Below are 25,573 nucleotides of genomic sequence, written 5' to 3' on the forward strand. Positions count from 1 at the left end.
CCGGCACTCACGCGCCGACACGGACACACCTGAAGGCGGTCGTGGAAAGAAGAATAACACCAGGTGCCCTCGCGGACCGAATCCGTCCGGTCACGCACCGGGCGGGGGCGTCGGTGTCGGCGCATCGTGGCATCGTCTGATGTCATGACGACCCCCGATGATGCCGTTCAGGCCGGTGCTCCCCAGGTGGAGGGCGATGCGCCGCAGCTCGAGCCGGACGTGCGTGAACTGGCCGACGTCCCTGCGATCGAGGTCATCAGCCGCGCCGCGGTGATGCTCATGAGCTCCGCCGCCGAGAAGCTGGGACTCTCCGACGCGGATCCGTCCGACAGCCCCCACCTCGACCTCGACGAGGCGAGACGCGTGATCACCGCACTCGCCGGACTGGTCACGGCCTCCGTGGAGTACCTGGGGCCGCACGCCGGCCCCATCCGCGAAGGGCTGCAGGCACTGCAGAAGGCGTTCCGCGAGCAGTCGGCGCACCCGGACGCGCCCGGCGCCGGGCCCGGCGAGAAGTACACCGGGCCCGTCCACTGACCGTCACGCGACGGCCCGGTCAGGAGACCGCGACAGGCTTGCGCTTGCGGGTCCGCTTGACCGGGACCGGTGGGGTCGAGGCGGCGTCGAGAGACTCCTGCAGGAACTTGCCGGTGTAGCTCTCGGGCACGGCGGCGATCTGCTCGGGAGTGCCCTCGGCCACCATCGTTCCGCCGCCGGATCCGCCCTCGGGTCCCATGTCGATGACCCAGTCGGACGTCTTGATGACGTCCAGGTTGTGCTCGATGACGATGACGGTGTTGCCCTTGTCCACCAGACCGTTGATCACCAGCAACAGCTTGCGGATGTCCTCGAAGTGCAGTCCCGTGGTCGGCTCGTCGAGGATGTACACCGTGCGTCCCATGGAGCGCTTCTGCAGCTCTGCGGCCAGCTTCACACGCTGCGCTTCGCCGCCGGACAGCGTGGTGGCCGGCTGCCCCAGACGGACATAGCCAAGGCCCACCTCGTTCAGCGTCTTGAGGTACCGGTGGATCGAGGTGATCGGTTCGAAGAAGTCGGCCGCCTCCTCGATGGGCATGTTCAGCACCTCGGCGATGGTCTTGCCCTTGTAGTGGACCTCGAGCGTCTCCCGGTTGTACCGGGCACCGTGGCACACCTCGCACGGCACGTAGACGTCCGGCAGGAAGTTCATCTCGATCTTCAGGGTGCCGTCACCCGAGCACGCCTCGCACCGGCCGCCCTTCACGTTGAAGGAGAACCGACCCGGCTGGTAGCCGCGGATCTTGGCCTCGGTCGTCGCGGCGAACAGTGTCCTTATCTTGTCGAACACCCCGGTGTAGGTAGCCGCGTTGGACCGCGGCGTACGGCCGATGGGTGACTGGTCGACCCGGACCAGCTTGTCCAGCTGGTCGAGGCCGTTGACGCGGGTGTGCCGACCGGGTACCTGACGAGCGCCGTTGAGCTTGTTCGCCATCACCGTCGCCAGGATGTCGTTGACCAGCGTGGACTTGCCCGATCCCGACACGCCCGTCACGGAGGTGAGCACTCCCAGCGGGAAGCTGACGTCGATGTCCTGCAGGTTGTGCTCCCGGGCACCGATCACGGAGATCTTGCGCTTGGGATCGATCGGGCGACGTACCGCCGGGACATCGATGGCCGAGCGACCCGAGAGGTACGCCCCGGTGAGGCTCTCCGCGTTGGTGAGAAGCGTCTCGTAGGTTCCGCTGTGCACGACACGTCCGCCGCGCTCACCGGCGAGCGGGCCGATGTCGACGACCCAGTCGGACGTGCGAATGGTGTCCTCGTCGTGCTCGACGACGATGAGCGTGTTGCCGAGGTTGCGCAGCCGCGTGAGCGTGTCGATGAGCCGGCGGTTGTCCCGCTGGTGGAGGCCGATGGACGGCTCGTCCAGCACGTACAGGACTCCGACGAGACCACTGCCGATCTGCGTCGCCAGGCGGATGCGCTGCGCCTCGCCGCCCGACAGCGTTCCTGCCGCGCGCGACAGCGTGAGGTACTCGAGTCCCACGTCCAGCAGGAAGCCGAGGCGGGCCTGGATCTCCTTGAGCACCTGGCCGGCGATGGCCTCCTCACGCGGACCGAGCGTCAGCGTGTTGAGGAAGTTCGAGCACTCCGAGATGGACAGTGCACACACGTCGGCGATGGACTTGTCCCCGAAATCGCCCGCGGCGATGGTCACGGACAGGATCTCGGGGCGCAGGCGGGCACCCTCGCACACCGGGCAGTCGACCTCCCGCATGTAGCCGTCGTAGCGCTCCTTCATCTGCTCCGACTCGGTCTGATCCATCCGACGGTGCAGGAAGGGCATGACGCCCTCGAACTCGGCGTAGTAGGACCGGGTGCGTCCGTACCGGTTCTTGTAGCGGACGTGCACCTGATGCTCGCTGCCCTCGAGGACGGCACGCTTCACCTTGGCCGGCAGCTTCCGCCACGGTGTGTCGATGTCGAAGCCCATGGCGTCGGCGAGCCCGGACAGCAGCCGGCCGAAGTACTCGGACGTCTGGCCCATGGACCACGGCGCGATGGCGCCGTCCGCCAGGCTCAGATCGGGGTCCGGAACCACCAGTTCGGGGTCGACCTCCTTGCGGATGCCGAGTCCCGCACACTCGGGGCACGCGCCGTAGGGCGAGTTGAACGAGAACGCGCGGGGTTCGAGTTCGTCGACGGACAGCGGGTGCCCGTTGGGGCACGCCAGACGCTCGGAGAACCGGCGCTCACGGTCGGCGGCGTTCTCCTCGCGGTCGACGAAGTCGAGCACCAGGATGCCGTCGGCGAGGCGCAGCGCGGTCTCCACCGAGTCGGTGAGCCGCTGCTTGGACGACGCCTTGACGGTCAGGCGGTCGACCACCACCTCGATGTCGTGCTTGTCCTGCTTCTTCAGCTTGGGCGGATCGGTGAGCTGGTGCACGGTGCCGTCGACGCGGATACGCGAGTAACCCTGCGTGTTGAGCTGCTCGAAGAGATCGACGAACTCGCCCTTGCGGGTGCGCACGACGGGAGCGAGCACCTGGAAACGCAGGCCCTCCTCCATCGCGAGCACCTGGTCGACGATCTGCTGGGGCGACTGCTTGGCGATGCGCTCACCGCACTGCGGGCAGTGCGCCGTGCCGGCGCGTGCGTAGAGCAGGCGCAGGTAGTCGTAGACCTCGGTGATGGTGCCGACCGTGGACCGCGGGTTGCGGTTGGTCGACTTCTGATCGATCGAGACCGCGGGCGAGAGGCCCTCGATGAAGTCGACGTCCGGCTTGTCCATCTGGCCCAGGAACTGGCGCGCGTAGGCCGAGAGCGACTCGACGTAGCGGCGCTGACCCTCGGCGAAGATGGTGTCGAACGCCAGGCTCGACTTGCCCGACCCGGACAGACCGGTGAACACGATGAGACTGTCCCGGGGCAGATCGATGTCGACGCCCTTGAGATTGTGTTCGCGTGCGCCCTGCACTACCAGGCGATCCGCCACGGTTGTCCTCTCCTTCGTCACGGCCCACGGCCGTGCAACGTGCTGCGTCGACTCTCTCGTCGACCGCGTGAACTGCCCACTCTTCGTCGGACATGTCGTGTTCGGACACGACAGGCTTCGACGACCATATGCCCGAGGTCCGACAGACTCGACCGGCCGACGGGCTCCGCGCCCGGCTCACGACCGGTCATCGTGGGTAATCTCACGCTCATGACCGAGAATGCACCGACGATCTCCGACGACTACACCGGCGAGGTGTCCGTGGGGACGGGCTCGCAGCGCCGGATCCTGTCGCACGCCACGATCGTGAAGACCTCGGTGGGCCCGATGGACAACAACGCCTACCTCGTCGTCTGTTCCCGGACGGGCCGATCGCTGCTCGTCGACGCCGCGAACGACGCTCCGACGCTGCGCGCCGTCGTCGACCACGTGGCACCCGAGGTCTCGCTGATCGTCACGACGCACCAGCACTTCGACCACTGGCAGGCGCTCGAGGACGTCGCGTCGGCGACGGGCGCCCCGTCGGCGGCACATCCGCTCGATGCGGAACCGCTCCCCGTCGCCCCCACCCGCCTGCTCGACGACGGCGACTCCGTGCAGGTCGGCGACGTCACCCTCGACGTGATCCACCTCCGCGGCCACACTCCCGGGTCGATCGCGCTCGCGCTCACGGACCCCGAGAGCGGCGTCGTGCACCTGTTCACCGGCGACTCGCTCTTCCCCGGCGGCGTCGGCAAGACCGACGGAGAGGCGAACTTCGTGTCGCTGCTGGACGACGTGGAATCGCGGATCTTCGGTCGCTACGACGATCGAACGGTCGTCTACCCGGGCCACGGCAAGGACACGACGCTGGGCTCGGAACGTCCTCACCTTCACGAATGGCGGACCCGCGGCTGGTGATCCGTCACCACGATCCGGTCCCCCGCCCGCCCCACGATTCAATCGCCGGGGCGGGGGGTATGGATACAGTTCGAGAGCGTCACATGCATGTCATGGGCGTGAACAACCGCACTCGTGCAGCCAGAGCAGTCCCCCACACCACAGCCGCAACGCAGGAGGCTCAGTGATTGTCCGCCGGATCGCCCGACCGATGCTCGCATCCATCTTCATCGCAGGAGGCGTGGATGCGCTGCGCAACCCCGCCGGAAGGGCTCAGGCCGCGAAGCCTCTGATCGAGAAGAGCCAGGACGCCCTTCCCGACGAGGTGACGCAGAACGTTCCCTCCGACCCCGAGACGCTGGTCAAGATCAACGCCGCGGTGCAGATCGGCGGCGGATTCCTTCTCGCGACCGGTCGGGCGCCACGCCTCGCATCCACCGTGCTCGCGGGCAGCCTCGTCCCGACGACCCTCGCGGGTCACTCCTTCTGGAACGAGACGGACCCGCAGGCGAAGGCGCTGCAGCGCACCCAGTTCATCAAGAACGTCAGCCTCCTCGGCGGCCTGCTCATCGCCGCCGTCGACACCGAGGGCAAGCCGTCCGTCGCCTGGCGCGGTCGCAAGGCGGCCAAGTCGGCCAAGGTCGCCGTCGCCGGCGCCCTCCCGCTGGTGTCCTCCTCGGACAGCTCCGAGACACTCGCCCACGCCGGCGAGCGCGCCAAGGAGCTCGCGGGCGTCGCCGCCGAGCGCGCACAGCCGCTCGTCGAGATCGCCTCGCAGCGTGGCGCCGAGCTGGCGGACGTCGCCCAGGATCGCGGCGGCAAGCTCGCCGAGCTGGCGAAGGAGCGCAGTGCCAAGTGGGCCGATCTGGCCGCTGCACGCGCATCCGAGTTCGCCGACGTCGCCCAGGATCGCGGCAGCAAGTACGCCGAGATCGCCGCGTCCCGCGGTGCCGAGCTGGCCGAGAAGGCCAAGGCCGACGGCAGCGATCTGGCGGAGAAGTACGGCAAGAAGGCCCGCAAGCAGGCCAAGAAGTCCGGCAAGGACGCGCGCAAGCAGTTCGACGCAGCGCGCAAGGAGTACAAGAAGCAGTACAAGTCCGCCAGCAAGGACGCGCAGAAGCAGCTGCAGGCCTCGCTCGAGGACGCCGAGAAGCGCGCCAAGGAGGCACGGGCCCGCGTCGAGGGCACGGTGCACCAGTACCTCTGATCTTTTCCCCGCAGCACACGGCCGGTGTTCCCGAGAGATCGGGGGCACCGGCCGTTGCCGTCGGGAGCCCGTAGACTTTTCTGGCGCTTCCGTGCGCCGCCGAGAGGTGCACGACCGCCCTCGTCACCCCGCCCCACTCGCGTACAGGAGACCATGTGCCGGATCAGGGCACCCCGACAGATCTGCACGACGCCGACCTCGATCAGGAACAACAGCGCGTCACCCTGCTCTACGACCGCCTCGACGCTCTGCGGACCTATGCACGGTCCCGGCTGAGCGCCGTCCTGCTCCAGACGGGCGGGACACCGCAGGCGCGCAGCGAACGCGAGTCCTACTCGGCTCTCTACAACGACGACATCGCGAAGTACGACGCGTCCGAGAACGGTCTGTGCTTCGGCCGGATCGACGTCGAGGACGACGCGCCGCGTTACATCGGCCGTGTCGGCATCCTCGACGAGGACGACGACTACCAGTCGTTGCTCTACGACTGGCGCGCCCCGCTGGCCCGCCCGTTCTATCTCGCCACGCCCGCCGCCCCCGAGGGCGTCGTACGCCGTCGCCACATCCGGACGCGCAGTCGTCGCGTCACCGGGGTGGCGGACGAGTACCTGGACCTCCGGACGGCGCAGGACGCCGGCGTCGCCACCGGATCGGACGGTGTCGCCGGTGAGAGTGCTCTGCTGTCCGCGCTCAACGCCGCACGCACGGGACAGATGAACGACATCGTCGAGACCATCCAGCGCGAGCAGGACGACATCATCCGGTCCACGCATCGCAGCGTCCTGGTGGTGCAGGGTGGTCCCGGCACCGGCAAGACGGCGGTGGCCCTGCATCGCGCCGCCTACCTGCTGTACACGTACCGCAAGCAGCTGGACAAGAGCGGCGTGCTGATCATCGGACCGAACAGCACCTTCCTGGACTACATCGGCCAGGTGCTGCCCTCCCTGGGCGAGACGGGGGTGCTGCTGTCGACCATCGGGGATCTGTACCCGGGTGTCGACGCGAGCCGCGAGGACTCCGCGCGCGCGGCGGAACTCAAGGGCTCCCTCGACATCGTCGACGTCCTGATCGCCGCCGTGCGCGACCGTCAGGAACTTCCGTCGGAGCCGGTGTCGGTCGACTTCGACACCTACACATTGCGGATCGACCGCAAGATGGTCACGCGCGCACGGGGACGAGCGCGGTCCTCGCGTCGACCCCACAACCTCGCTCGACCGATCTTCGTGTCCACCATGATCGATCTGCTCGCCGACCAGTTCGCCGCCATCGTGGGCGGTGACGTGCTCGACGGGTCGAATCTGCTGAGCCGTGACGACATAGCCGACATCCGCGACGAGATGCGGGAGAGCCCCGAACTGATGGGTGCGATCGGCGCACTGTGGCCGGAGCTGTCCGCCCAGGACGTTCTCGCCGGGCTGCTGGCCTCGGCCGAACGGCTGCGGACGGCCGCACCGGGGTGGGACGCCGAGGACCGTGCCGCCCTCGAACGGTCGGACGACGGACGCTTCAGCGGTGCCGACGCTCCCCTGCTCGACGAGCTCGCCGAGCTCCTGGGTATCGACGACGCCGCGGAACGCGAACGGGAACAGCGTCGCTGGCGCGCCCAGATCGAGGACGCCCAGGGCGCTCTCGACATCCTGACCGGATCGGCACCGCAGGATCTCGAGGACGAACTCGATCCGGAGATCCTCATGGCGTACGACCTCATCGACGCCGACAGACTCGCCCAGCGTCAGGGGCACGGACGCCGGTTGACGGCGGCCGAACGCGCGGCCGGCGACCGCACGTGGACCTACGGCCACGTCATCGTCGACGAGGCGCAGGAACTCTCGCAGATGGCGTGGCGGATGGTCATGCGCCGCATACCCAATCGATGGATGACCCTCGTGGGCGACGTGGCCCAGACGGGCGACACGGCGGGTGCCTCGTCCTGGCAGGACGTCCTGGGCCCCTATGTGGCGCAACGGTGGAAGCTGACCGAACTCACCGTGAACTACCGCACCCCCGCGGCGATCATGGAGATCGCCCGGCGAGTTCTCTCGACGCTCGACCCGGCCGCATCGATCCCGCGGTCGGTGCGGGACAACGGTGAGACGCCGTGGGCGCATCGAGTCACGGAGGACGATCTGGTGTCGGCGGTCGAACGCCACGTCGCCGCGCATCCGCGCCCGGGGATGTCGGCGGTGCTGGCACCCGCGGACATCGCCGCGCGGCTCGCACACCTGGGGGCCGACGACGTCCGGGTGTGCACGGTGCGCGACGCGAAGGGACTCGAGTTCGACTCGGTGCTCATCGTGGAACCCGCACGGATCGTGGACGACTCGGCCCGCGGCCTGAACGATCTGTACGTCGCGCTCACGCGCGCGACACAGCGGCTGGGAATCGTCCACACATCGCCGCTACCGGACGTGATGGGGCCCATCGCCCCCGTGACGCAGTGATGCCGTCACGGCACGAACGGATCGTGCCGTGACGGCATCCAGCGGTGGTTCGAGCGTCAGTGCGTGGTGTGCACGATCAACACGTCGCAGCGCGCCTTGCGAGCCGCATCGGACGGAACCGAGCCGAGCAGGCGGCCGGTGAGCGAGTTCAGTCCACGGTTTCCCACCACGAGCAGATCCGCCTTCACCTCGCCGACGAGCTCGAGCAGCGAGTCGACGGGGTTGCCCACCACGGGACGCTCCTCGATCGACGAGGCGCCGGCCGCCACCGCACGCTCCCGCGCGACACGCAGAATCTCCTGTGTCGGAGCGGATCCCGTGATCTGGTACGCGTCGTCCTTCAGTGCGTCCGCGTCCTGCGAGGACGCCTTCGAGTCCGCCGGGTAGTACGCACACGCGATGTAGAGCGTCGCGGCGGAATCGCCCGACAGCGCTGCCGCCTTCTCCACGGCCCGCAGTGACGAATCGGAGCCATCGGTTCCGACGACGACGTTGCGGTAAGCGCTCATACATTCCTCCAGTGGTCATGTCCCGACGATCATCGAGTGTCGATTCGAGACATTAGTCGCAGCGGCGACCGCCCGACGCGGCTTCCGGTCGAAAGCACGTGTCTCTCCCCTCGCATACATTGAAGTAATGCCACGACCCCGATTCCGGTTGCCCGGACGCGCCTCGACGCTCGGACGACCGGTGATCATCGTCGTCGCGGTGCTCGTCGTCCTCGCCCTCGCCGTGGCGTCTTTCGCACTTCTGCGCGACTCGAACGGTTCCGCGTCGTCGGTGCGGACGGAGGACGCCGTCCGCACACTGCCGGAGAGTCCGGGCAGCAGTGCCACCGTCGACATCGACACGACGCTGTACCTGCCGGACACGGACGGGCCCGTACCGGCGGTGTTGTTGGCCCACGGCTTCGGCGGCGACAAGAACTCGGTGGCCGCCCAGGCACGGGATCTCGCGTCGCGAGGGCTCGTCGTCCTCGCGTACAGCGCGCGCGGCTTCGGCCTCAGCACCGGCAGCATCGGCCTCAACGATCCCGATCGTGAGGTGGCCGACGCTCGCGGGCTGATCGACTACCTGGCCACTCGCCCCGAGGTGCAACTTGATTCCCCGGGTGACCCTCGGGTCGGCGTCGCCGGTGGTTCCTACGGCGGCGCGCTCGCGCTCATGGCGGCCGGAACCGATCCTCGTATCGACGCGGACGCCGCCTCGATCACGTGGAACGACCTGAACCAGTCCCTCTTTCCCAACTACTCGGTGGCCGAGCCGTCGTCGCAGGCACCGACACCCGCCGTGTCCGAGGGCAGCGACGCCGGCGTCCTGAAGCGCGGCTGGGCCGGCATCTTCTTCGGCGCCGGTGCGGCCCCCGCTCCCGGTGGAGCCAGCGACGCTCCGACATCGACCGCCCCCGCTGGAGCATGCGGCCGGTTCGCCCTCCAGGTGTGTCTCGCGTACGCGGAGTCCGCGGTGAGCGGACAACCGTCCGAGGCCACCAGCGAACTGCTGCGTGCGCGCTCACCCCGGTCGTTCGCCTCCTCGATCACCGCACCCACCCTGCTCGTGCAGGGTCAGCGCGACACCCTCTTCGGACTCGACCAGGCCGACGCCACCGCGCGGCAGATCGCGGCGGCCGGTGGCTCGGTCCAGGTGCGGTGGTTCGACGGCGGCCACGATGCCGGCGGGACCGACGCCACCGCGGACGGTGCGGTCGCGGACTTCCTGGTGCAGCATCTGATCGGGGACGGGACCGACTCCGCGCGCGCCGACTCGGCGTTCACCTACGCGTTGGCGGGCGATCCGACCGACCAGGGCGATCGGGCTCGCGAGCTCACCGCCGCCGCGTATCCGGGGCTCTCGGACGCCACTCCGACCGAACGCCAGGACTTCCCGCTCACCTCGGCCACCGGCAACGACACTCAGACCGTCGTCCGGCCGCCCGGTGGGTCCCCGGCTGCTCTCACGTCTCTGCCCGGGGTCGGCTCCGCCTCGGTCCTCGGCGGCGCCGCGGCCGGGCTCGGCGGGGCCGCGAGCGCACTCCTGACGGGCGACATCCCGGGACAGACCGCGTCGTTCGTCACGGAGCCGCTCGACTCGTCGTACACGATCGTCGGCACGTCGTCGGTGTCCGTCACCGTCGGTCCGACCACCTCACCGAGCGGCACCGTGCTCTTCGCCAAGCTGTACGACGTGTCCGACGACGGTCGACGCACTCTGCCCAACGGCCTGGTGTCCGCGGTGCGGGTCCCCCCGTCCGACCAGCCCTCCACGGTGAGCGTCACGTTGCCGGGCATGGCATACCAGGTCGCCGCCGGGAATCGCGTCGAGGTGGCGTTCTCCACCACCGACCAGGCCTACGCCGTCCCGCTCGAGCCCGCGGCGGTGTCGGTCACACTCTCCGACGCCACGCTCGCGCTGCCCGGTGTACCCGCCGAGAACGCGGAGTCGACGTTCCCGTGGGTCCCCGTCGTGGGCATCGCGGGGCTCGCCGTGCTGGTCGCCGCCCTCGTCGCTCTCGCATCGTTCATCTCCCGGCGTCGCACCGTCGCCGAGGTGGACGAGTCGCTGGTGGACGTCCCGCTGGTGATCACCGATCTCGCGAAGAGCTACTCCAACGGCTTCCGCGCGGTGGACGGCGTGTCGTTCCGCGTCGGCGCGGGGCAGGTGCTCGGGCTCCTCGGCCCCAACGGCGCCGGCAAGACCACCACGCTGCGCATGCTGATGGGCCTCATCACGCCCTCCAGCGGCGAGATCCGGGTCTTCGGGCACCTGGTCTCTCCGGGGGCGCCGGTCCTGTCCCGACTCGGTTCCTTCGTCGAGGGGTCCGGATTCCTTCCCCATCTCTCGGGGATGGAGAACCTGGACCTGTACTGGAAGGCGACCGGCCGACCGGCGGAGGACGCCCATCTCGAGGAGGCACTCGAGATCGCCGACCTCGGCACGGCGATCCACCGCAAGGTCCGGTCGTACAGCCAGGGCATGCGGCAACGGCTCGCCATCGCGCAGGCGATGCTCGGACTCCCGGACCTCATGGTCCTGGACGAACCCACCAACGGGCTCGACCCGCCCCAGATCCGCACCATGCGCGACGTCCTCATCCGCTACGCGCAGACGGGACGCACGGTCCTGGTCAGCAGCCACCTGCTGGCGGAGGTCGAGCAGACCTGCACGCACGTCGTCGTCATGAACAAGGGCGTCGTCATCAGCTCCGGGACGGTCGACGATCTGATCGGCGCGAGGGGTCCGCTGGAGTTCCGTGTCGATCGGCCCGCCGATGCCGTCTCGGTGCTGCGAGGCATCGACGGCATGGGCGAGGTCGTCGAGGCGGAACCGGAGGGCGCGATCAAGGCGCAGCTCGGAGTGCTCGATCCCGCGATGGTGGTGCGGACGTTGGTGGGCGCCGGTATCGGCGTCTCCTCCGCGTCGCGATCGACACGACTCGAGGACGTCTTCCTCGACCTCGTGCACGACGACACCGACCGACTCCGTCATGCGGCGGAAGCATCCTCGGGGAACGGAACGACCACATGAGCGCCGACAGTCGACCGACGACCACCACCGCGGCGCATCCGGACGGCCGTGTCGCGGGGTACACCCCCGCGGGCACGCTGTCGCTACGGACCGAGCTGACGCGGCAGTTCACGCGGCGGAGAACCCAGTTGTCCCTGGGCTTCCTCGCGTTGCTGCCCGTCATCATGGCCATCGCGTTCACGGTGGGCGGGTCGGACTCCGACACCGCCAGCGGGAGCCTCATCGACCTGGGCACGCAGAGCGGGGTGAACTTTCTCGTCTTCGCCCTGTTCGTGTCGGTGGGATTCCTGCTGATCGTGGTGGTGGCGCTGTTCTTCGGCGACGCGATCGCCAGCGAGGCATCGTGGTCGAGTCTGCGCTACCTGCTCGCGGTTCCTGTTCCGCGAGGTCGGCTGCTGCGACAGAAGGCCCTGGTGTCGGCGATCCTGTCGCTCGCCGCGCTGCTCACGCTCGTGGGGGTGTCGCTCATCCTGGGCAGCGTGCTGTACGGCCTGGGGTCGCTGGTGTCACCCTTCGGCGATGCCCTGTCGTTCGGGCTGTCGATCGGGAGGCTCGCGATCGGCGTCGTCTTCATCGCGATCAATCTGACGTGGGTGGCCGGGCTGGCACTCGCCCTGTCGGTGTCCACCGACGCGCCCCTGGGCGCGGTCGGCGGCACGGTGATGGTGTCGATCGTGGCCCAGATCCTCGATCAGATCACGGCACTGGGATCACTGCGCAACCTGTTGCCCGGCCACTACTCGACGTCGTGGACGGGCGTGCTGTCACCGACGCTGTCGTGGAACGACCTGCTCGACGGCGCCTTCTCCTCGCTCGCGTACGCCACGATCTTCGGCATCATCGCGTGGCGACGATTCGCGACGAAGGACATCACGAGCTGACGACGAGGCCCGGCACCGTGTCCGTCGGTGCCGGGCCTTCTCGTGTGCGAGGACGGGTCAGGACAGGCCCGCGGCGTCCATCCCGCGCAGCTCCTTCTTGAGGTCCTGGATCTCGTCGCGCAGACGGCCTGCCAGCTCGAACTGAAGTTCGCGCGCCGCGTTCATCATCTGATCGGTGAGCTGCTTGACCAGGTCTGCCAGCTCGGCGCGCGGCATGGTCGAGACGTCGCGCCCCTCCACGACACCGCTGCTGCCGGCTCGTCCCGCCTCGCCGGGCGCCCGCCGGCCACGGCTCGCGTTGCGGCCCGATCCACCGATGTCCACGGTGGCCTCGGTGTCCTCCGCCTCCTCGTACACCTGGTCGAGGATGTCGGCGATCTTCTTGCGCAGCGGCTGCGGATCCACACCCATCTTCTCGTTGTAGGCGATCTGCTTGGCGCGGCGACGCTCGGTCTCCTCCATGGCGTACTGCATCGAGTCGGTGATCTTGTCGGCGTACATGTGCACCTGGCCGGACACGTTTCGGGCCGCACGGCCGATGGTCTGCACCAGGCTGGTCCCGCTGCGCAGGAAGCCCTCCTTGTCGGCGTCCAGGATCGCGACGAGGGAGACCTCCGGGAGGTCCAGACCCTCACGGAGCAGGTTGATGCCGATGAGCACGTCGTACTCGCCGAGCCGGAGCTGACGTAGCAGCTCGACGCGTCGGAGAGTGTCGATGTCGGAGTGCAGGTAGCGCACCCGGATACCGAGCTCGAGCAGGTAGTCGGTGAGATCCTCCGCCATCTTCTTGGTCAGCGTGGTGACCAGGATGCGCTCGTCCTTCTCGGTGCGCTGGCGGATCTCGTGCACGAGGTCGTCGATCTGGCCCTTGGTGGGCTTGACGACGATCTCGGGGTCGACCAGGCCGGTCGGGCGGATGACCTGCTCGACGACCTCACCGCCGCTCTGTCCCAGCTCGTACTTGCCGGGGGTGGCCGACAGGTACACCGTCTGCCCGATGCGCTGCGTGAACTCCTCCCACGTCAGGGGGCGATTGTCGGTGGCCGACGGCAGCCGGAAGCCGAACTCCACGAGGTTGCGCTTGCGCGACATGTCCCCCTCGTACATGGCACCGATCTGGGGCACCGTCACGTGGGACTCGTCGATGACGAGCAGGAAGTCGTCCGGGAAGTAGTCGATGAGTGTGGCCGGCGCAGTCCCGGCAGGTCGCCCGTCGATGTGGCGCGAGTAGTTCTCGATGCCGGAGCAGAAGCCGACCTGCTTGATCATCTCGAGGTCGTACTGCGTACGCATGCGCAACCGCTGGGCCTCGAGCAGCTTGCCCTTGCCCTCCAGATCGGCGAGCCGCTCCTCGAGCTCGGCCTCGATGTCCCGCACCGCACGCTCCATGCGCTCGGGCCCGGCGACGTAGTGGGTCGCCGGGAAAATGCGCACGCTGTCGACCTGGCGCACCACGTCGCCGGTGAGCGGATGGAGGAAGTACAGCGCCTCGATCTCGTCGCCGAAGAACTCGATCCGGACGGCGAGTTCCTCGTAGGACGGGATGATCTCGACGGTGTCGCCGCGCACACGGAACGATCCGCGGGTGAACGCCATGTCGTTGCGGGTGTACTGCACGTCGACGAGCAGCCGGAGGAACTTGTCGCGCGGGACCTCCTGCCCCACCTCGAGATGCACCGACCGGTCCACGTAAGACTGCGGTGTGCCGAGACCGTAGATGCACGACACCGAGGCGACCACCACGACGTCGCGACGGGACAGCAGATTCGCCGTCGCCGAGTGACGGAGCCGCTCGACGTCGTCGTTGACCGACGAGTCCTTCTCGATGTAGGTGTCGGTCTGGGCGATGTAGGCCTCGGGCTGGTAGTAGTCGTAGTACGAGACGAAGTACTCGACGGAGTTGTTGGGCAACATCTCTCGCAGTTCGTTGGCCAACTGCGCAGCCAACGTCTTGTTGGGCGCCATGAGCAACGTGGGCCGTTGCACCTGCTCGATCAACCACGCGGTGGTGGCCGACTTTCCGGTGCCGGTGGCGCCCAGGAGCACGATGTCCTTCTCGCCCGCCTGGACCCGCTTGGTCAGCTCCGCGATGGCCGTCGGCTGATCGCCCGCAGGGCTGTACTCGCTGACCACCTCGAAGGGACGATCGCTGCGCTCGATGTCGCCCACGGGACGGAACTCGGAGTGCGCCAGGACGGGTTGTTCAGCTGCAAAAGCCATACCACCAGAGTAGGCCCGACCACCGACACAGTCGCCGTTCGGCGGGTCACACGACCCGGCCGCGGGTACACCGACCGTCGCTGTCGGACCTGCGCGTCACAATGAGCCCATGCTGCTCGCACGCGTCGTCGAGACCTCGGCCACGGTGGCCGCCACCCGGTCCCGCAAGGCCAAGGTCCTGGCGCTCGCCGCGCTGCTGTCCGAGTGCGCTCCCGAGGAGGTCGCCCTGGTGACGCTCTACGCGTCCGGCACTCTGCGTCAACGCCGTACCGGCCTGGGGTGGCGCAGCGTCGCCACTCTCCCCCCGGCCGCCGACGCACCGACGCTGACGGTCGCCGCCGTCGACGCGGCGTTCGACGCCGTCTCGACGATGGCGGGTCCGGGATCGCAGGCAGCACGCGCGGCGGCGGTGTCCGCTCTGTTCGGCAGCGCCACCGACACGGAACAGACCTGGCTGCGCGGCGTGGTCACCGGTGAGGTCCGCCAGGGTGCGCTCGACGCGCTGGTCCAGGAAGCCGTGGCGGCCGCGGCCGACGTCCCGCTCCCCGAGGTGCGCCGGGCCGCGATGCTGTCGGGATCCACGGTGACGGCCGCGACGGCCGCGTTCACCGGCGGGTCTGCGGCACTCGCGGAGCTGGGACTGACCGTGGGCCGAGCGGTGCTCCCCATGTTGGCCTCCAGCGCCCCCACCGTGGCCGAGGGCGTGGCGAAGGCGGCCGGTGGCGCCGCCGGCGCCGTGGCGCTCGACACCAAGCTGGACGGCATCCGTGTGCAGGTCCACCGTCGCGGTGAGGACGTCTCGATCAGCACCCGCAGTCTCGACGACATCACCGCACGCCTGCCCGAGGTCGTCGAGTACGTGCGCGCCCTGCCGCTCACCTCCGTGGTGCTCGACGGCGAGGCACTGGCCCTGGACGAACAGGGACGTCCGCGGGCCTTCCAGGAGACGGCGTCACGCACAGCGCAGTCGACGGGTGTGGCCGTGACGCCCTTCTTCTTCGACATCCTGCACCTGGACGGTGAGGACCTGCTGGACCGTGCGCTGCACGAGCGGCTGGCCGTTCTCGACGCTCTGATCCCGGAGGGCAACCGTGTGCCGCGGCTGGTGACGGCCGACCTCGAGGCCGCGGACTCGTTCGCGGCGTCGGCGGTCGCGTCCGGTCACGAGGGTGTGGTCGTCAAGAACCTCGATGCGCCGTACGACGCGGGACGGCGCGGCGCCGCCTGGGTCAAGGTGAAGCCGGTGCACACGCTCGACCTGGTGGTGCTCGCAGTCGAGTGGGGATCCGGTCGCCGGTCCGGTCTGCTGTCCAACATCCACCTGGGCGCAGTGGATCCTGCCGGCGGGTTCGTGATGCTGGGCAAGACCTTCAAGGGCATGACCGACGAGATGCTCGCCTGGCAGACGGAGCGGTTCCTGGCTCTCGAGACGGGACGGACCTCGCACGTGGTGCACGTGCGGCCCGAGCAGGTTGTCGAGATCGCGGTCGACGGACTGCAGCGTTCCTCGCGCTATCCGGGCGGCATCGCACTCCGATTCGCGCGCGTGGTCCGCTACCGCGACGACAAGGTGGCTGCGGACGCCGACACGCTCGACGGCGTGCGCAGCATGTTCGCGCCGCCCGCTCCGTGACGGTGCGCGGTACGGTGCGGACCATGACGGGTCTGGCACACGTGCACCCACCGAAGGTCGAGGTGTTCGACGTCGCGGGACGCACCAACACCGATCCGAAAGGTGTCGTCCGCCCGGTCGACGTGTACGAGACGACCGACTGGGGGCTCTACATGGCCCGTCCGTCGGACCATCCGTCCTTCGACTACCTGGAGTCGTGGATCGTCCCCAGCCTGGGTATCCGCGCGTCGATCTTCCACTACCTGCCCACGCATGTCCGCGACCAGAATCACTACGTCGACATCGGCGAGTTCGTCCGCGACGGGGACGTGTGGCACTCGGTCGACCACTACCTCGACATCGTCGTCCGTACCGGCCGCGACGCCGAGCTCCTGGACGTCGACGAGTTGCTCGTCGCGCACAGCACCGGGTTGCTCGACGCGCGGACGACGGAGGCCGCCATCCGTCGGGCGTCCGACGCCGTGGACGGAATCGCGGCGGCGAACCACGACGTCGACGGATGGCTCGCCGCTCTCGGCATGACGACCCACTGGGCGGATCGCTGAGGAGCGATCAGTCGGCTTTCCACCCCGTCCGAGCCGCCCACTCCACGACCTCGGGATACACAGTGTCGAAGTACGGCGCCTTCTCCCCCACGTACGCCTCGATGGCGTCCACGTACTCGCCGTGTTCCGCGGCTCGCGAGGCAGCACGGGTCTTCACGTCGAGGTACGCCTCCCGAGCGGCGGGGTCGGCGCGAAGCCGGTCTCGGAACATGAGCGCGAAGACCTGTCCGGGGTACCCGTCGACCCGGAGGTGGATGTTCACCGGTCTGCCCGGGTCGGCTGCGCCGTGCAGACGCTTCTCCCACAGTGCAGGATCGGCTTCCCCCGGCACCGCCGACGGTTTCGGGTCGTCGGCCGTGATGTGTTCGATGCGCGGAAAGGTGGCCGCCGTCAACGGATCGCGCAGTGCGTCCGCGGTGGCGAGATCCGCCACCGTCACCTGGATGTCGAGGACGTCCTTCGCCGGGAAGTCGGGAACCGCGGTGGATCCGATGTGGTCGATCCGTAGCGCTCGGTCGCCGCAGGCGAGACGCACACGATCCATCACGCGCTGTGCCTCGGCGGGCCACATCGGGTCGGCCGGCACCACGCGGGGGGCGGTCCGGGCCACGGTCTCCGAGCGGAGGTTGGCCGCGAAGAGCTCGAGACGATCGGCCCAGAGTTCACGGACGGTGGCCTCCAACGCTTCCGGTGTCCCGGAGTTGTCGAGCCACACGTCGGCGGCGGCGCGGCGCTGCTCGTCCGTCGCCTGGGCTGCGATGCGGGCGCGGGCGTCGTCCTCGTTCAGCCCACGCGACGCCACCAGCCGTCGCACCCTCTCCTCCGCCTCGACGTGGACGACCACGACGAGGTGAAAGGCTGCGGCGGTGCGAGATTCGACGAGCAACGGGATGTCGTGCACCAGGACGCAGTCCGGCGGAGCGCTGTTCACGAGCTCGGTCGTGCGCTGCCCGATCAAGGGGTGCAGGATGCCGTTCAGGGCGAGGCGGGATTCCTCGTCCCCGAAGGCCTTGGCCGCCAACGCCGGTCGATTCAGGCTGCCGTCGTCAGCCAGGATGTCCCCGCCGAAGCGCTCGACGAGAGCGGCCAGCCCGGGCGTGCCCGGCTCCACGACCTCGCGCGCGATCTTGTCGGCGTCCACCACCACGGCGCCGAGGTCGGCGAGGGTGCGTGACACCGTCGACTTCCCCGCGCCCATTCCACCGGTCAATCCGATTCTCAACACGCACCCAGTGTGGCCGAGTCCGGCGCGCAGCGCATCAACACGCCGCGAATCACCAGTCTCAAATGCACCATGTTTCCCAACCTGTCGGTTATCTTCGAGGCGCACAACAGGCTTTCGTATTTTCTCCGGAAGGCTCCGCGAGACGGTACTCGACAGGTAAAGGACGGGCATGAACACCATTGCGGGAGAGGGAGTCGGTCGGATGCAGTCCGGACGGCACCGCCTGGGCATGTCCGACGGCGTCCACTGCATCCTGATCCCTCAGGTCGCCGATGCGCTGGCGGAACATCGCCGCAACTGGTTCACCTCGCTCATCAGCCCTGCCCGCCACAGCTTCGCGTCCATGCGCAAGCGCGGCGTGCAGATGGGCACCGGCTGGAGTGCAGCCGCAGCGAGCTGACCCACCGCACCACCGACCACACGAGAGAAGGCCCGATCCTGCGCGGATCGGGCCTTCTCTCGTGTGTGGAGCCGGTCGGGTGCCGGTGCCACGAACGGGAGAAGCCCCGAACCTGTGCGGTTCGGGGCTTCTCTCGTTCAGCGGTCGATCAGCGGATCAGGCTCCGCCGGACAGCTTCTCGCGCAGAGCGGCGAGCTGAGCGTCACTGGCGAGCGATCCGCCGGTGGACTCGGGAGCTGCTGCCGCCGGTGCACCCTGCGCGGACGGGGTACCGGTCTCCGAGGAGTAGCCGGCCGCTGCGTTGGCAGCTTCCTGCGCCTCGTCGGCTGCGGTCTTCTCCATCTGCGCGGTGTGCATCTTGTGGCGACGCTCCGCCTCGGCGTAGCGGCCTTCCCACTCCTCGCGCTGCTTGTCGAAGCCCTCGAGCCATTCGTTGGTCTCGGGATCGAAGCCCTCGGGGAAGACGTAGTTGCCCTGCTCGTCGTACGAGTCGGCCATGCCGTACTTGGACGGATCGAACTCGGCGCTGTAGTCCTCGTTGGCCTGCTTCAGCGACAGCGAGATGCGGCGACGCTCGAGGTCGATGTCGATGACCTTGACGAGCGCGTCGTCGCCCACGGTGACGACCTGGTCCGGGACCTCCACGTGGCGCTCGGCCAGCTCGGAGATGTGGACCAGGCCCTCGATGCCCTCTTCGACGCGCACGAACGCACCGAAGGGAACCAGCTTGGTGACCTTGCCCGGGACGATCTGACCGATCGCGTGGGTACGGGCGAACTGACGCCACGGGTCTTCCTGCGTCGCCTTGAGCGACAGGGAGACACGTTCGCGGTCCAGGTCGACGTCGAGAACCTCGACCGTGACCTCGGTGCCGACCTCGACGACCTCGGACGGGTGGTCGATGTGCTTCCAGGACAGCTCGGACACGTGGACCAGGCCGTCGACTCCGCCGAGATCGACGAACGCGCCGAAGTTGACGATGGAGGACACGACGCCCTTGCGGACCTGGCCCTTCTGGAGCTGGTGCAGGAACTCGCTGCGCACCTCGGACTGCGTCTGCTCGAGCCATGCACGGCGCGAGAGGACGACGTTGTTGCGGTTCTTGTCGAGCTCGATGATCTTGGCCTCGATCTCCTTGCCGACGTACGGCTGGAGATCGCGGACACGACGCATCTCGACGAGCGACGCGGGAAGGAAGCCACGGAGACCGATGTCGAGGATGAGTCCACCCTTGACGACCTCGATGACGGTGCCCTTGACGGCCTCGTCCTTCTCCTTGAGCTCCTCGATGGTGCCCCAGGCGCGCTCGTACTGTGCGCGCTTCTTCGACAGGATCAGACGACCCTCTTTGTCCTCCTTGGTGAGGACGAGAGCTTCGACCTCATCGCCCACGGAGACGACCTCGTTGGGGTCGACGTCGTGCTTGATGGAGAGCTCGCGAGAGGGGATGACGCCTTCGGTCTTGTAACCGATGTCGAGCAGGACCTCGTCACGGTCGACCTTGACGATCGTGCCCTCGACGATGTCGCCATCGTTGAAGTACTTGATCGTCGCGTCGATCGCGGCGAGAAAATCCTCGGCGGAGCCGATGTCGTTGACGGCTACCTGCGGCGAGGTGACGGTGGATGAGGCCATGTGGTGAGTTGCTCCGGACGGGTTGGGGTCGGTGGATGGATGTTCGGTCGGACAGACTCGTTCTTCCTGCGGACAGGACACGCGTGCTGCCGTATCTTGAGCGCTGGGAGACGAGACACGACGCAGTCCCCCCGGACACGCCACGGACCCTCGCCGACGAGCGGGAGTCCGACCACGTGCACGCGAAGACAGACATTCGCGTATCGAAGACTACTCGGTGCCCCGCGCACCGAGCAAACCCGGTTACCGTGTTGCGCGTGTCCACAGAAACCCCCGGCGATCTCGGTGTTCCGGCACGTCCGACCGGGTCCACGCCCGGCCACGCTCCCGCCGCCGACGCGGCCCCCGCGGAGCCGCTGCCCGGTCGCCGCCGCGTCGACTCCCGATCCTCCGAGCGGGCGTCCCGGTCCTGGTGGGACCAGGATTCCGACGAGTACCACCGCACCCACGGCGACTTCCTCGGCGTGACGAGCGAGGCCGGCGAGTTCGTGTGGTGCCCCGAGGGTCTGCACGAGGGCGACGTGCACCTGCTCGGTGACGTCGAGGGGCTCGACGTGCTCGAGATCGGATGCGGATCCGCACCCTGCTCGCGCTGGTTGGCCAGTCACGGTGCCCGCGCGACGGGCCTCGACATCTCGGCCGGAATGCTGGCGCACGGCGCTGCAGCGATCGCGGCCCGCGAGGCATCGTCCCCCGGCAGTGCGTCACCCGCACTGATCCAGGCCTCCGCGGAGAACCTGCCGTTCGCCGACGCGTCCTTCGACGTGGTGTGCTCGGCCTTCGGCGCGATCCCGTTCGTCGCCGACTCCGCCGGAGTCATGCGTGAGGTCCGGCGCGTGTTGCGCCCCGGCGGACGGTGGGTGTTCTCGGTCAACCACCCGATGCGGTGGATCTTCCCGGACGATCCGGGCCCGGCCGGGCTGACCGCCACCATCCCCTACTTCGACCGCACGCCGTACGCCGAGTTCGATCCCGACGGCACCGCCACCTACGTCGAGCACCATCGCACGGTGGGTGACCGCGTTCGCGAGATCGTCGCCGCCGGGCTGACTCTGGTCGACATCGTCGAACCCGACTGGCCGGAGTGGCTCGATCGCGAGTGGGGTCAGTGGTCGCCGTTGCGTGGAGAGCTCTTCCCCGGCACCGCGATCTTCTGCTGCACCGCCTGACCTGTCACAGACCGCGCACCACGTGGGCGTCGACCGTCTCGAGGAACTCGCTCGTGGACGCGAGTCCCCCGATGTCCGCGGTACCGACTCCCGAGGCGATGGTCGCCTCGACCGCCGCGCGGATCCGCTCACCCACCCGTGCGTGATCGGCGGGCCCGGGTCCCGCCGCGAGGTGCTCGAGCATCGCGGCCACCGACAGCAGCAGCGCCGTCGGGTTGGCGCGGTTGCGGCCCGCGATGTCGGGGGCCGCGCCGTGGGCGGCCTGAGCCATCACCTTGGTGTCCGAGGCGTTGATCGACGGTGCCGTCCCGAGCGACCCGGCCAACTCGCCGGTGAGGTCGGACAAAATGTCTCCGAACATGTTCTCGGCCACCAGGACGTCGAAGGTCTCCCCCGACCGCACGAGCTTCGCCGTGAGGGCGTCGATGTGCTCGTGGTCCACCTCGACGTCCGGGTGCCGCTCGGCCACCTCCATGCACACGTCCTTGAACAGCCCCGTCGTCAATCGCAACACGTTCGTCTTGTGCACCACGGTCACGTGACGCCGACGAGTCTCCGCGAGGGCGAACGCCTGCTCGGCGATGCGTTCGCACGCTCGACGGGTGAACACCGCCACGGCCAGGGCGACGTCGGGAGTGGGCATGAACTCCCCGGATCCGACGGCCATGTTGCGGTCGGCGTAGAAGCCCTCGGTGTTCTCCCGGACGACGACCAGGTCCATGTCCGGACTCGTCGCCCGCACGCCCGGCAACGCGCGTGCCGGCCGGATGTTCGCGTACAGATCGAACTCCTTGCGGATGCGACCACCCGGCGTCAGCTGCCCCCGCGTCTCCTCGGGGTAGGACGCGCTGTCGTGCGGTCCGAGGATCCAGGCGTCCAACTCTGCCAACGCGCTCAGGGTGCGCGGCGGTACCGCGTCGCCGAACTCGTCGAGTGCCGCACGACCGAAGGGCAGCTCCACCCACTCGACGGGCGTGGCACCCAGGGCCTGCACGGCCGCATCGACGATCTGTACGGTCCCGGGCACGATCTCGGTGCCGATGCCGTCGCCGTGCAGGACACCGATGCGGTGCGGTGCGCGGCGCGAACCGGCACCGGACTTGTCGGACTGTGAGGCCCCGGGATGCGCTGCACTCGTCATGGCCGCCATCATTACCCATCATGGTGCAGTCGGTGGAACTCCTCCTGGACGAGCGCAGCGACGATGCGATTCGGCGCGAGTGGAACTACCTCGCCGAGCTGGGCCTGCCGAGTCAGGCTCGGCACGCGGGGGCGTCCAACCGTCCGCACGTCACCATCGCGGTCGCGTCGAGGATCGACGACGTCGCCGAGCGCCGGCTCGCCGCTCTGATCGCCGACGGACGAGACGCCGGGTCGTGGCGGTTCCCCGAGTCGGTACGCCTCGGCGGGTTGGTGGTCTTCGGCGGATCGCGGGCGGTCCTGGCCCGCTCCGTCGTGCCGACCGCGGCTCTCCTGGATCTGCACGCGCGGGTGTACGAGGCGCTCGCCGACTCGCCCGGCATTCCCCCGCATCTCGAACCCGGGCACTGGACTCCGCACGTGACCCTGGCGATGCGCGCGCGTCCCGAGGACATCGGTTCCGCAGCATCGCATCTCGTGACCGATCTTCAGGTCGTCGACGCCGAGGTGTCGGCCGTCCGTCGCTGGGACGGCGACGCGAGAGCCGACTGGCTCATCGGGTGACAGGCGGCGCGGCCACCGAGGCGGCTCGGCGCCTCGTCGTGACCACCACCCCGACGATGATGAGCGCGGTACCGAGCACCGCGTTCGCGGTGACCGACTCGTCGAGCACGAGGGCGCCGAGCGCGATGCCGACGACGGGACTGAGGTACGTCACGGTCGACGCGGCGGACGGTCCCCATCCCGTCACGACGTTGGTGTTCCACAGGAAGGCCAGCCCGGTGCCGGCACAGCCGAGCGCGAGCATCGACGCGACGACGGGCACGTCGAGACGCGCCGCGTCGCTCGCCACCACGGGTGCCGCGACCAGCATCATCATCGCGGCGAGACCGATCTGCATCGTCGCCACCGCCAACGACGGCACACCCAGCGGGATGACGAACCGACGCAGGTACACCAGCGCGACACCGTAGGACGCGGTGGCGCCGAGGCACGCCAGCTGCGCACGCGGGCTGCCACTCAGACCGCTCTCCCACGGCGCGAACACCACGACGATGCCGGCGAAGCCGATCAGGAGGCCCGCGGCGCGCAGCGGAGTCGGCCGTTCGGCGGGAAGAACGGCGAAGGCCAGCACCGTGGTCATGAGCGGCGTCGTCGCGTTGACGATGGATGCCGTGGCCGAGTCGATCTCCTGCTCCGCCCACGCGAACAGCAGCCACGGGAGGATGCACTGCACCACCGCGAGGAACGTCGAGTGGAGCCACACGACTCCTCGCCGCGGGAGTCGAACATGCATGGGACGCAACAGGATCAGCAGTGTGGCCGCACCGAGGACGAGTCGCGCCAGCACCACCTGGACGAAGCTCAGCCCCTCGAGGCCCACCTTCATGAACAGGAAGCTCGCGCCCCACACCGCTGCGGTGGCCAGGAACTGCAGTACGAGCACGATCAGAAACGGTAGTCGCCGTGGCGGGTCACCTCGGCATGGGTGTCGGGTGTCCGATCCGCGAGTGCGAGGGCGGCGAGGACAGTGAGGAGGAGCAGGACTGTCGCGAGAACGAGGAAGAAGGTCATGCGAGAAATACTCCGTCGCAGCGGATTCCACCAACAGTGGCAGTAATGACATATTCCGTCGTTTTCCTGCCATACTGGGCGACATGCTGACGAAGGTGGTCGTCCCGCTCCTGCCGTTGACCGAGGCGTTCGAACTGGGTGTCGCGTGCGAGGTCTTCGGATTCGACCGGTCGGACGACGGACTGCCGGTCTACGACTTTTCGCTGATCGCGGCCGTCCCCGACCCGATCCGCACTCGGTTCGGCTACTCCATCGACGTCCCGTACGACCTCGATCGACTCGACGACGCGGATCTGATCATCATGTCCGCGGGTGGTACCGCGACGGCGCCGGACGGCACGTTCGCCTGCGGCACCGGTGACGGCCACGACCTCGAGCCGCTGGCCGAGAAGTTGCGCGCTGCCGTGGCGAGAGGCGCGCGCGTCGCGAGCCTGTGCACCGGCGCCTTCGTTCTCGGCGAGGCGGGACTGCTGGACGGACGTCGGTGCACGACCCACTGGCGCCATGCGGCGCGCCTGGCCGAGCGCTTTCCCGGCGCCACGGTCGACTCGAACGTGCTCTACGTCCAGGACGGCAACGTCTACACCAGCGCGGGAACCGCTGCCGGGATCGACCTGTGCCTGCACATCGTGCGGTCCACACAGGGCGCCGCGGTGGCCAACGGCATCGCACGACGCATGGTGGTGCCCCCGCACCGTGACGGCGGCCAGGCCCAGTACGTCGCGGTGCCCGTCCCCACCTGCGACTCGGACACCCTCGCCCCGCTCATCGACTGGATCGCCGAGAACCTGCGCGAGGACCTCACCGTGGACGTCCTGGCAGCACGCGTCTCGATGTCGCCCCGCACCTTCGCTCGCCGATTCCAGGCGGAGACGGGCACGACCCCGGCACGCTGGATCAGCGATCAGCGCGTTCTCGAGGCGCAGCGACTCCTCGAGTCCAGTGACCTGTCGGTGGACGCCGTCGCGGACACCGTGGGATTCGGTTCCGCGGCGGTGTTACGCCAGCACTTCCTGCGGTTACGCCGCACCACACCGCAGTCCTACCGGCGCACCTTCCGGGCGGCGCCCGTCTCGGTCTGATCGATCTCGGGAATGACGGCGCGGGTCCGCCTGTTGACGGTGGACAGAACACCATGCCGGAGCCCACACGAGGTGGGTCGGCACTCACGACGAAAGGATCCTCGTGGCAACGCAGACCCTCACCCAGCAGAACTTCGACGAGACCGTCACCGGTAACGACGTCGTTCTGGTCGACTTCTGGGCCGACTGGTGCGGACCGTGCAAGCAGTTCGCCCCGACGTTCGAGAAGTCCTCGGAGCAGCACCCCGACGTCGTGTTCGGCAAGGTCGACACCGAGGCGGAGCAGGGACTCGCCGCCGCCGCGAACATCCGCTCGATTCCCACGCTCATGGCGTTCCGCGAGGGCGTCCTCGTCTTCGCGCAGCCCGGCGCACTTCCGCAGGCGGCGCTCGAGGACCTGGTCGGCCAGATCAAGGGCCTGGACATGGACGATGTCCGCAAGCAGATCGCGGAGCAGCAGGCCGCGGCCGAGTGACCACCGCGGGCTGACACCCGCACCACGACGGCGGGCGACGGAAGAGATTCCGTCGCCCGCCGTCGT

Annotated in this window: 21 protein-coding genes; 13 read left to right on the forward strand and 8 right to left on the reverse strand. The window is 68.7% G+C overall.

Features of this window, described 5'->3' with window-relative positions; all coding sequences use genetic code 11:
• The first annotated feature begins 144 nt into the window (after positions 1-144).
• On the forward strand, positions 145-537 hold the full coding sequence (locus J4E04_RS11940; protein ID WP_231476444.1) for a DUF1844 domain-containing protein: 393 nt from the start codon (positions 145-147) through the stop codon (positions 535-537).
• A gap of 19 nt (positions 538-556) precedes the next feature.
• Here the strand turns inward: J4E04_RS11940 and uvrA are convergent, their stop codons facing one another.
• Positions 557-3,475 carry an excinuclease ABC subunit UvrA gene (gene uvrA, locus J4E04_RS11945; RefSeq protein WP_222627015.1) on the reverse strand — a complete coding sequence of 973 codons (2,919 nt, stop codon included), beginning with the start codon at positions 3,473-3,475 and terminating at the stop codon, positions 557-559.
• 210 nt (positions 3,476-3,685) lie between these two features.
• Here uvrA and J4E04_RS11950 point away from each other — a divergent pair, with 210 nt between their 5' ends.
• From J4E04_RS11950 to J4E04_RS11960, 3 genes are all read left to right on the forward strand, one after another.
• On the forward strand, positions 3,686-4,375 hold the full coding sequence (locus J4E04_RS11950) for an MBL fold metallo-hydrolase (protein ID WP_222638618.1): 690 nt from the start codon (positions 3,686-3,688) through the stop codon (positions 4,373-4,375).
• A gap of 163 nt (positions 4,376-4,538) precedes the next feature.
• On the forward strand, positions 4,539-5,561 hold the full coding sequence (locus J4E04_RS11955; protein WP_490148675.1) for a DoxX family protein: 1,023 nt from the start codon (positions 4,539-4,541) through the stop codon (positions 5,559-5,561).
• A gap of 155 nt (positions 5,562-5,716) precedes the next feature.
• Entirely contained in the window at positions 5,717-8,002 is a 2,286-nt protein-coding gene (locus J4E04_RS11960) for a HelD family protein (protein WP_490148676.1), read from the forward strand.
• Positions 8,003-8,058: 56 nt separating this feature from the next.
• On the opposite strand, the gene J4E04_RS11965 is transcribed toward J4E04_RS11960, so the two are convergent.
• Entirely contained in the window at positions 8,059-8,511 is a 453-nt protein-coding gene (locus J4E04_RS11965; RefSeq protein ID WP_027506754.1) for a universal stress protein, read from the reverse strand.
• 127 nt (positions 8,512-8,638) lie between these two features.
• On the opposite strand from J4E04_RS11965, the gene J4E04_RS11970 reads away from it, so the two are divergent.
• Together J4E04_RS11970 and J4E04_RS11975 are read left to right on the forward strand one after the other, a co-directional pair.
• On the forward strand, positions 8,639-11,527 hold the full coding sequence (locus J4E04_RS11970; protein WP_490148677.1) for an alpha/beta fold hydrolase: 2,889 nt from the start codon (positions 8,639-8,641) through the stop codon (positions 11,525-11,527).
• Positions 11,524-12,408, forward strand: a complete 885-nt coding sequence (locus tag J4E04_RS11975; RefSeq protein WP_027506755.1) for an ABC transporter permease — start codon at positions 11,524-11,526, stop codon at positions 12,406-12,408. The genes J4E04_RS11970 and J4E04_RS11975 overlap by 4 nt, the downstream gene beginning before the upstream one ends.
• A 57-nt stretch (positions 12,409-12,465) precedes the next feature.
• Here J4E04_RS11975 and uvrB read toward each other — a convergent pair whose 3' ends face one another.
• Positions 12,466-14,628: an excinuclease ABC subunit UvrB gene (uvrB, locus tag J4E04_RS11980; RefSeq protein WP_027506756.1), complete on the reverse strand. Its 2,163-nt coding sequence runs from the start codon at positions 14,626-14,628 to the stop codon at positions 12,466-12,468.
• Positions 14,629-14,737: 109 nt separating this feature from the next.
• On the opposite strand from uvrB, the gene J4E04_RS11985 reads away from it, so the two are divergent.
• Both J4E04_RS11985 and J4E04_RS11990 read left to right on the forward strand, forming a co-directional pair.
• Positions 14,738-16,261, forward strand: a complete 1,524-nt coding sequence (locus J4E04_RS11985; RefSeq protein ID WP_222638622.1) for an ATP-dependent DNA ligase — start codon at positions 14,738-14,740, stop codon at positions 16,259-16,261.
• Positions 16,262-16,284: 23 nt separating this feature from the next.
• On the forward strand, positions 16,285-16,806 hold the full coding sequence (locus J4E04_RS11990) for a ribonuclease FAU-1 family protein (RefSeq protein WP_056448098.1): 522 nt from the start codon (positions 16,285-16,287) through the stop codon (positions 16,804-16,806).
• A 7-nt stretch (positions 16,807-16,813) separates the two neighbouring features.
• On the opposite strand, the gene coaE is transcribed toward J4E04_RS11990, so the two are convergent.
• Positions 16,814-18,031, reverse strand: a complete 1,218-nt coding sequence (coaE, locus tag J4E04_RS11995; RefSeq protein ID WP_490148678.1) for a dephospho-CoA kinase — start codon at positions 18,029-18,031, stop codon at positions 16,814-16,816.
• Between the two features lie 169 nt (positions 18,032-18,200).
• Between coaE and J4E04_RS12000 the strand changes: the two genes are divergently transcribed.
• A complete protein-coding gene (locus J4E04_RS12000; protein ID WP_081821417.1) occupies positions 18,201-18,431 on the forward strand; it encodes a hypothetical protein in 231 nt (76 codons plus the stop codon).
• A 156-nt stretch (positions 18,432-18,587) separates the two neighbouring features.
• On the opposite strand, the gene rpsA is transcribed toward J4E04_RS12000, so the two are convergent.
• Positions 18,588-20,066: a 30S ribosomal protein S1 gene (rpsA, locus tag J4E04_RS12005; RefSeq protein ID WP_027506761.1), complete on the reverse strand. Its 1,479-nt coding sequence runs from the start codon at positions 20,064-20,066 to the stop codon at positions 18,588-18,590.
• A gap of 356 nt (positions 20,067-20,422) precedes the next feature.
• Here rpsA and J4E04_RS12010 point away from each other — a divergent pair, with 356 nt between their 5' ends.
• A complete protein-coding gene (locus J4E04_RS12010) occupies positions 20,423-21,235 on the forward strand; it encodes a class I SAM-dependent methyltransferase (RefSeq protein ID WP_490150541.1) in 813 nt (270 codons plus the stop codon).
• Between the two features lie 4 nt (positions 21,236-21,239).
• On the opposite strand, the gene J4E04_RS12015 is transcribed toward J4E04_RS12010, so the two are convergent.
• The gene (locus tag J4E04_RS12015) at positions 21,240-22,376 is read right to left on the reverse strand and encodes an isocitrate/isopropylmalate dehydrogenase family protein (RefSeq protein WP_490148679.1); all 1,137 of its coding nucleotides are present in this window, start codon (positions 22,374-22,376) and stop codon (positions 21,240-21,242) included.
• Between the two features lie 20 nt (positions 22,377-22,396).
• On the opposite strand from J4E04_RS12015, the gene J4E04_RS12020 reads away from it, so the two are divergent.
• The gene (locus J4E04_RS12020) at positions 22,397-22,939 is read left to right on the forward strand and encodes a 2'-5' RNA ligase family protein (protein ID WP_490148680.1); all 543 of its coding nucleotides are present in this window, start codon (positions 22,397-22,399) and stop codon (positions 22,937-22,939) included.
• Here the strand turns inward: J4E04_RS12020 and J4E04_RS12025 are convergent.
• Positions 22,929-23,822: a DMT family transporter gene (locus J4E04_RS12025; RefSeq protein WP_490148681.1), complete on the reverse strand. Its 894-nt coding sequence runs from the start codon at positions 23,820-23,822 to the stop codon at positions 22,929-22,931. The two genes, J4E04_RS12020 and J4E04_RS12025, sit on opposite strands and share 11 nt — an antisense overlap.
• Positions 23,823-23,824: 2 nt before the next feature.
• Positions 23,825-23,950, reverse strand: a complete 126-nt coding sequence (locus J4E04_RS12030) for a hypothetical protein (protein ID WP_261769712.1) — start codon at positions 23,948-23,950, stop codon at positions 23,825-23,827.
• Between the two features lie 83 nt (positions 23,951-24,033).
• Here J4E04_RS12030 and J4E04_RS12035 point away from each other — a divergent pair, with 83 nt between their 5' ends.
• Both J4E04_RS12035 and trxA read left to right on the forward strand, forming a co-directional pair.
• The gene (locus tag J4E04_RS12035; RefSeq protein WP_027506765.1) at positions 24,034-25,032 is read left to right on the forward strand and encodes a GlxA family transcriptional regulator; all 999 of its coding nucleotides are present in this window, start codon (positions 24,034-24,036) and stop codon (positions 25,030-25,032) included.
• A gap of 103 nt (positions 25,033-25,135) precedes the next feature.
• Complete coding sequence (trxA, locus tag J4E04_RS12040) at positions 25,136-25,507, forward strand: thioredoxin (protein ID WP_027506766.1); 372 nt, start codon at positions 25,136-25,138, stop codon at positions 25,505-25,507.
• Positions 25,508-25,573 lie beyond the last annotated feature (66 nt).

This window comes from Rhodococcus sp. NFXS4, from assembly GCF_058139645.1.

Excerpts from the sequence above, each read along its gene's own strand:
- rpsA (WP_027506761.1), bottom strand. The coding sequence starts at position 20,066 with ATGGCCTCATCCACCGTCACCTCGCCGCAGGTAGCCGTCAACGACATC.
- J4E04_RS11940 (WP_231476444.1), top strand. The coding sequence starts at position 145 with ATGACGACCCCCGATGATGCCGTTCAGGCCGGTGCTCCCCAGGTGGAG.
- J4E04_RS11965 (WP_027506754.1), bottom strand. The coding sequence starts at position 8,511 with ATGAGCGCTTACCGCAACGTCGTCGTCGGAACCGATGGCTCCGATTCG.
- J4E04_RS12000 (WP_081821417.1), top strand. The coding sequence starts at position 18,201 with ATGAACACCATTGCGGGAGAGGGAGTCGGTCGGATGCAGTCCGGACGG.
- uvrB (WP_027506756.1), bottom strand. The coding sequence starts at position 14,628 with ATGGCTTTTGCAGCTGAACAACCCGTCCTGGCGCACTCCGAGTTCCGT.
- J4E04_RS12035 (WP_027506765.1), top strand. The coding sequence starts at position 24,034 with ATGCTGACGAAGGTGGTCGTCCCGCTCCTGCCGTTGACCGAGGCGTTC.
- J4E04_RS11970 (WP_490148677.1), top strand. The coding sequence starts at position 8,639 with ATGCCACGACCCCGATTCCGGTTGCCCGGACGCGCCTCGACGCTCGGA.
- J4E04_RS11990 (WP_056448098.1), top strand. The coding sequence starts at position 16,285 with ATGACGGGTCTGGCACACGTGCACCCACCGAAGGTCGAGGTGTTCGAC.
- J4E04_RS11975 (WP_027506755.1), top strand. The coding sequence starts at position 11,524 with ATGAGCGCCGACAGTCGACCGACGACCACCACCGCGGCGCATCCGGAC.
- J4E04_RS12030 (WP_261769712.1), bottom strand. The coding sequence starts at position 23,950 with ATGACCTTCTTCCTCGTTCTCGCGACAGTCCTGCTCCTCCTCACTGTC.
- J4E04_RS12015 (WP_490148679.1), bottom strand. The coding sequence starts at position 22,376 with ATGACGAGTGCAGCGCATCCCGGGGCCTCACAGTCCGACAAGTCCGGT.
- J4E04_RS12020 (WP_490148680.1), top strand. The coding sequence starts at position 22,397 with ATGGTGCAGTCGGTGGAACTCCTCCTGGACGAGCGCAGCGACGATGCG.
- J4E04_RS11950 (WP_222638618.1), top strand. The coding sequence starts at position 3,686 with ATGACCGAGAATGCACCGACGATCTCCGACGACTACACCGGCGAGGTG.
- J4E04_RS11985 (WP_222638622.1), top strand. The coding sequence starts at position 14,738 with ATGCTGCTCGCACGCGTCGTCGAGACCTCGGCCACGGTGGCCGCCACC.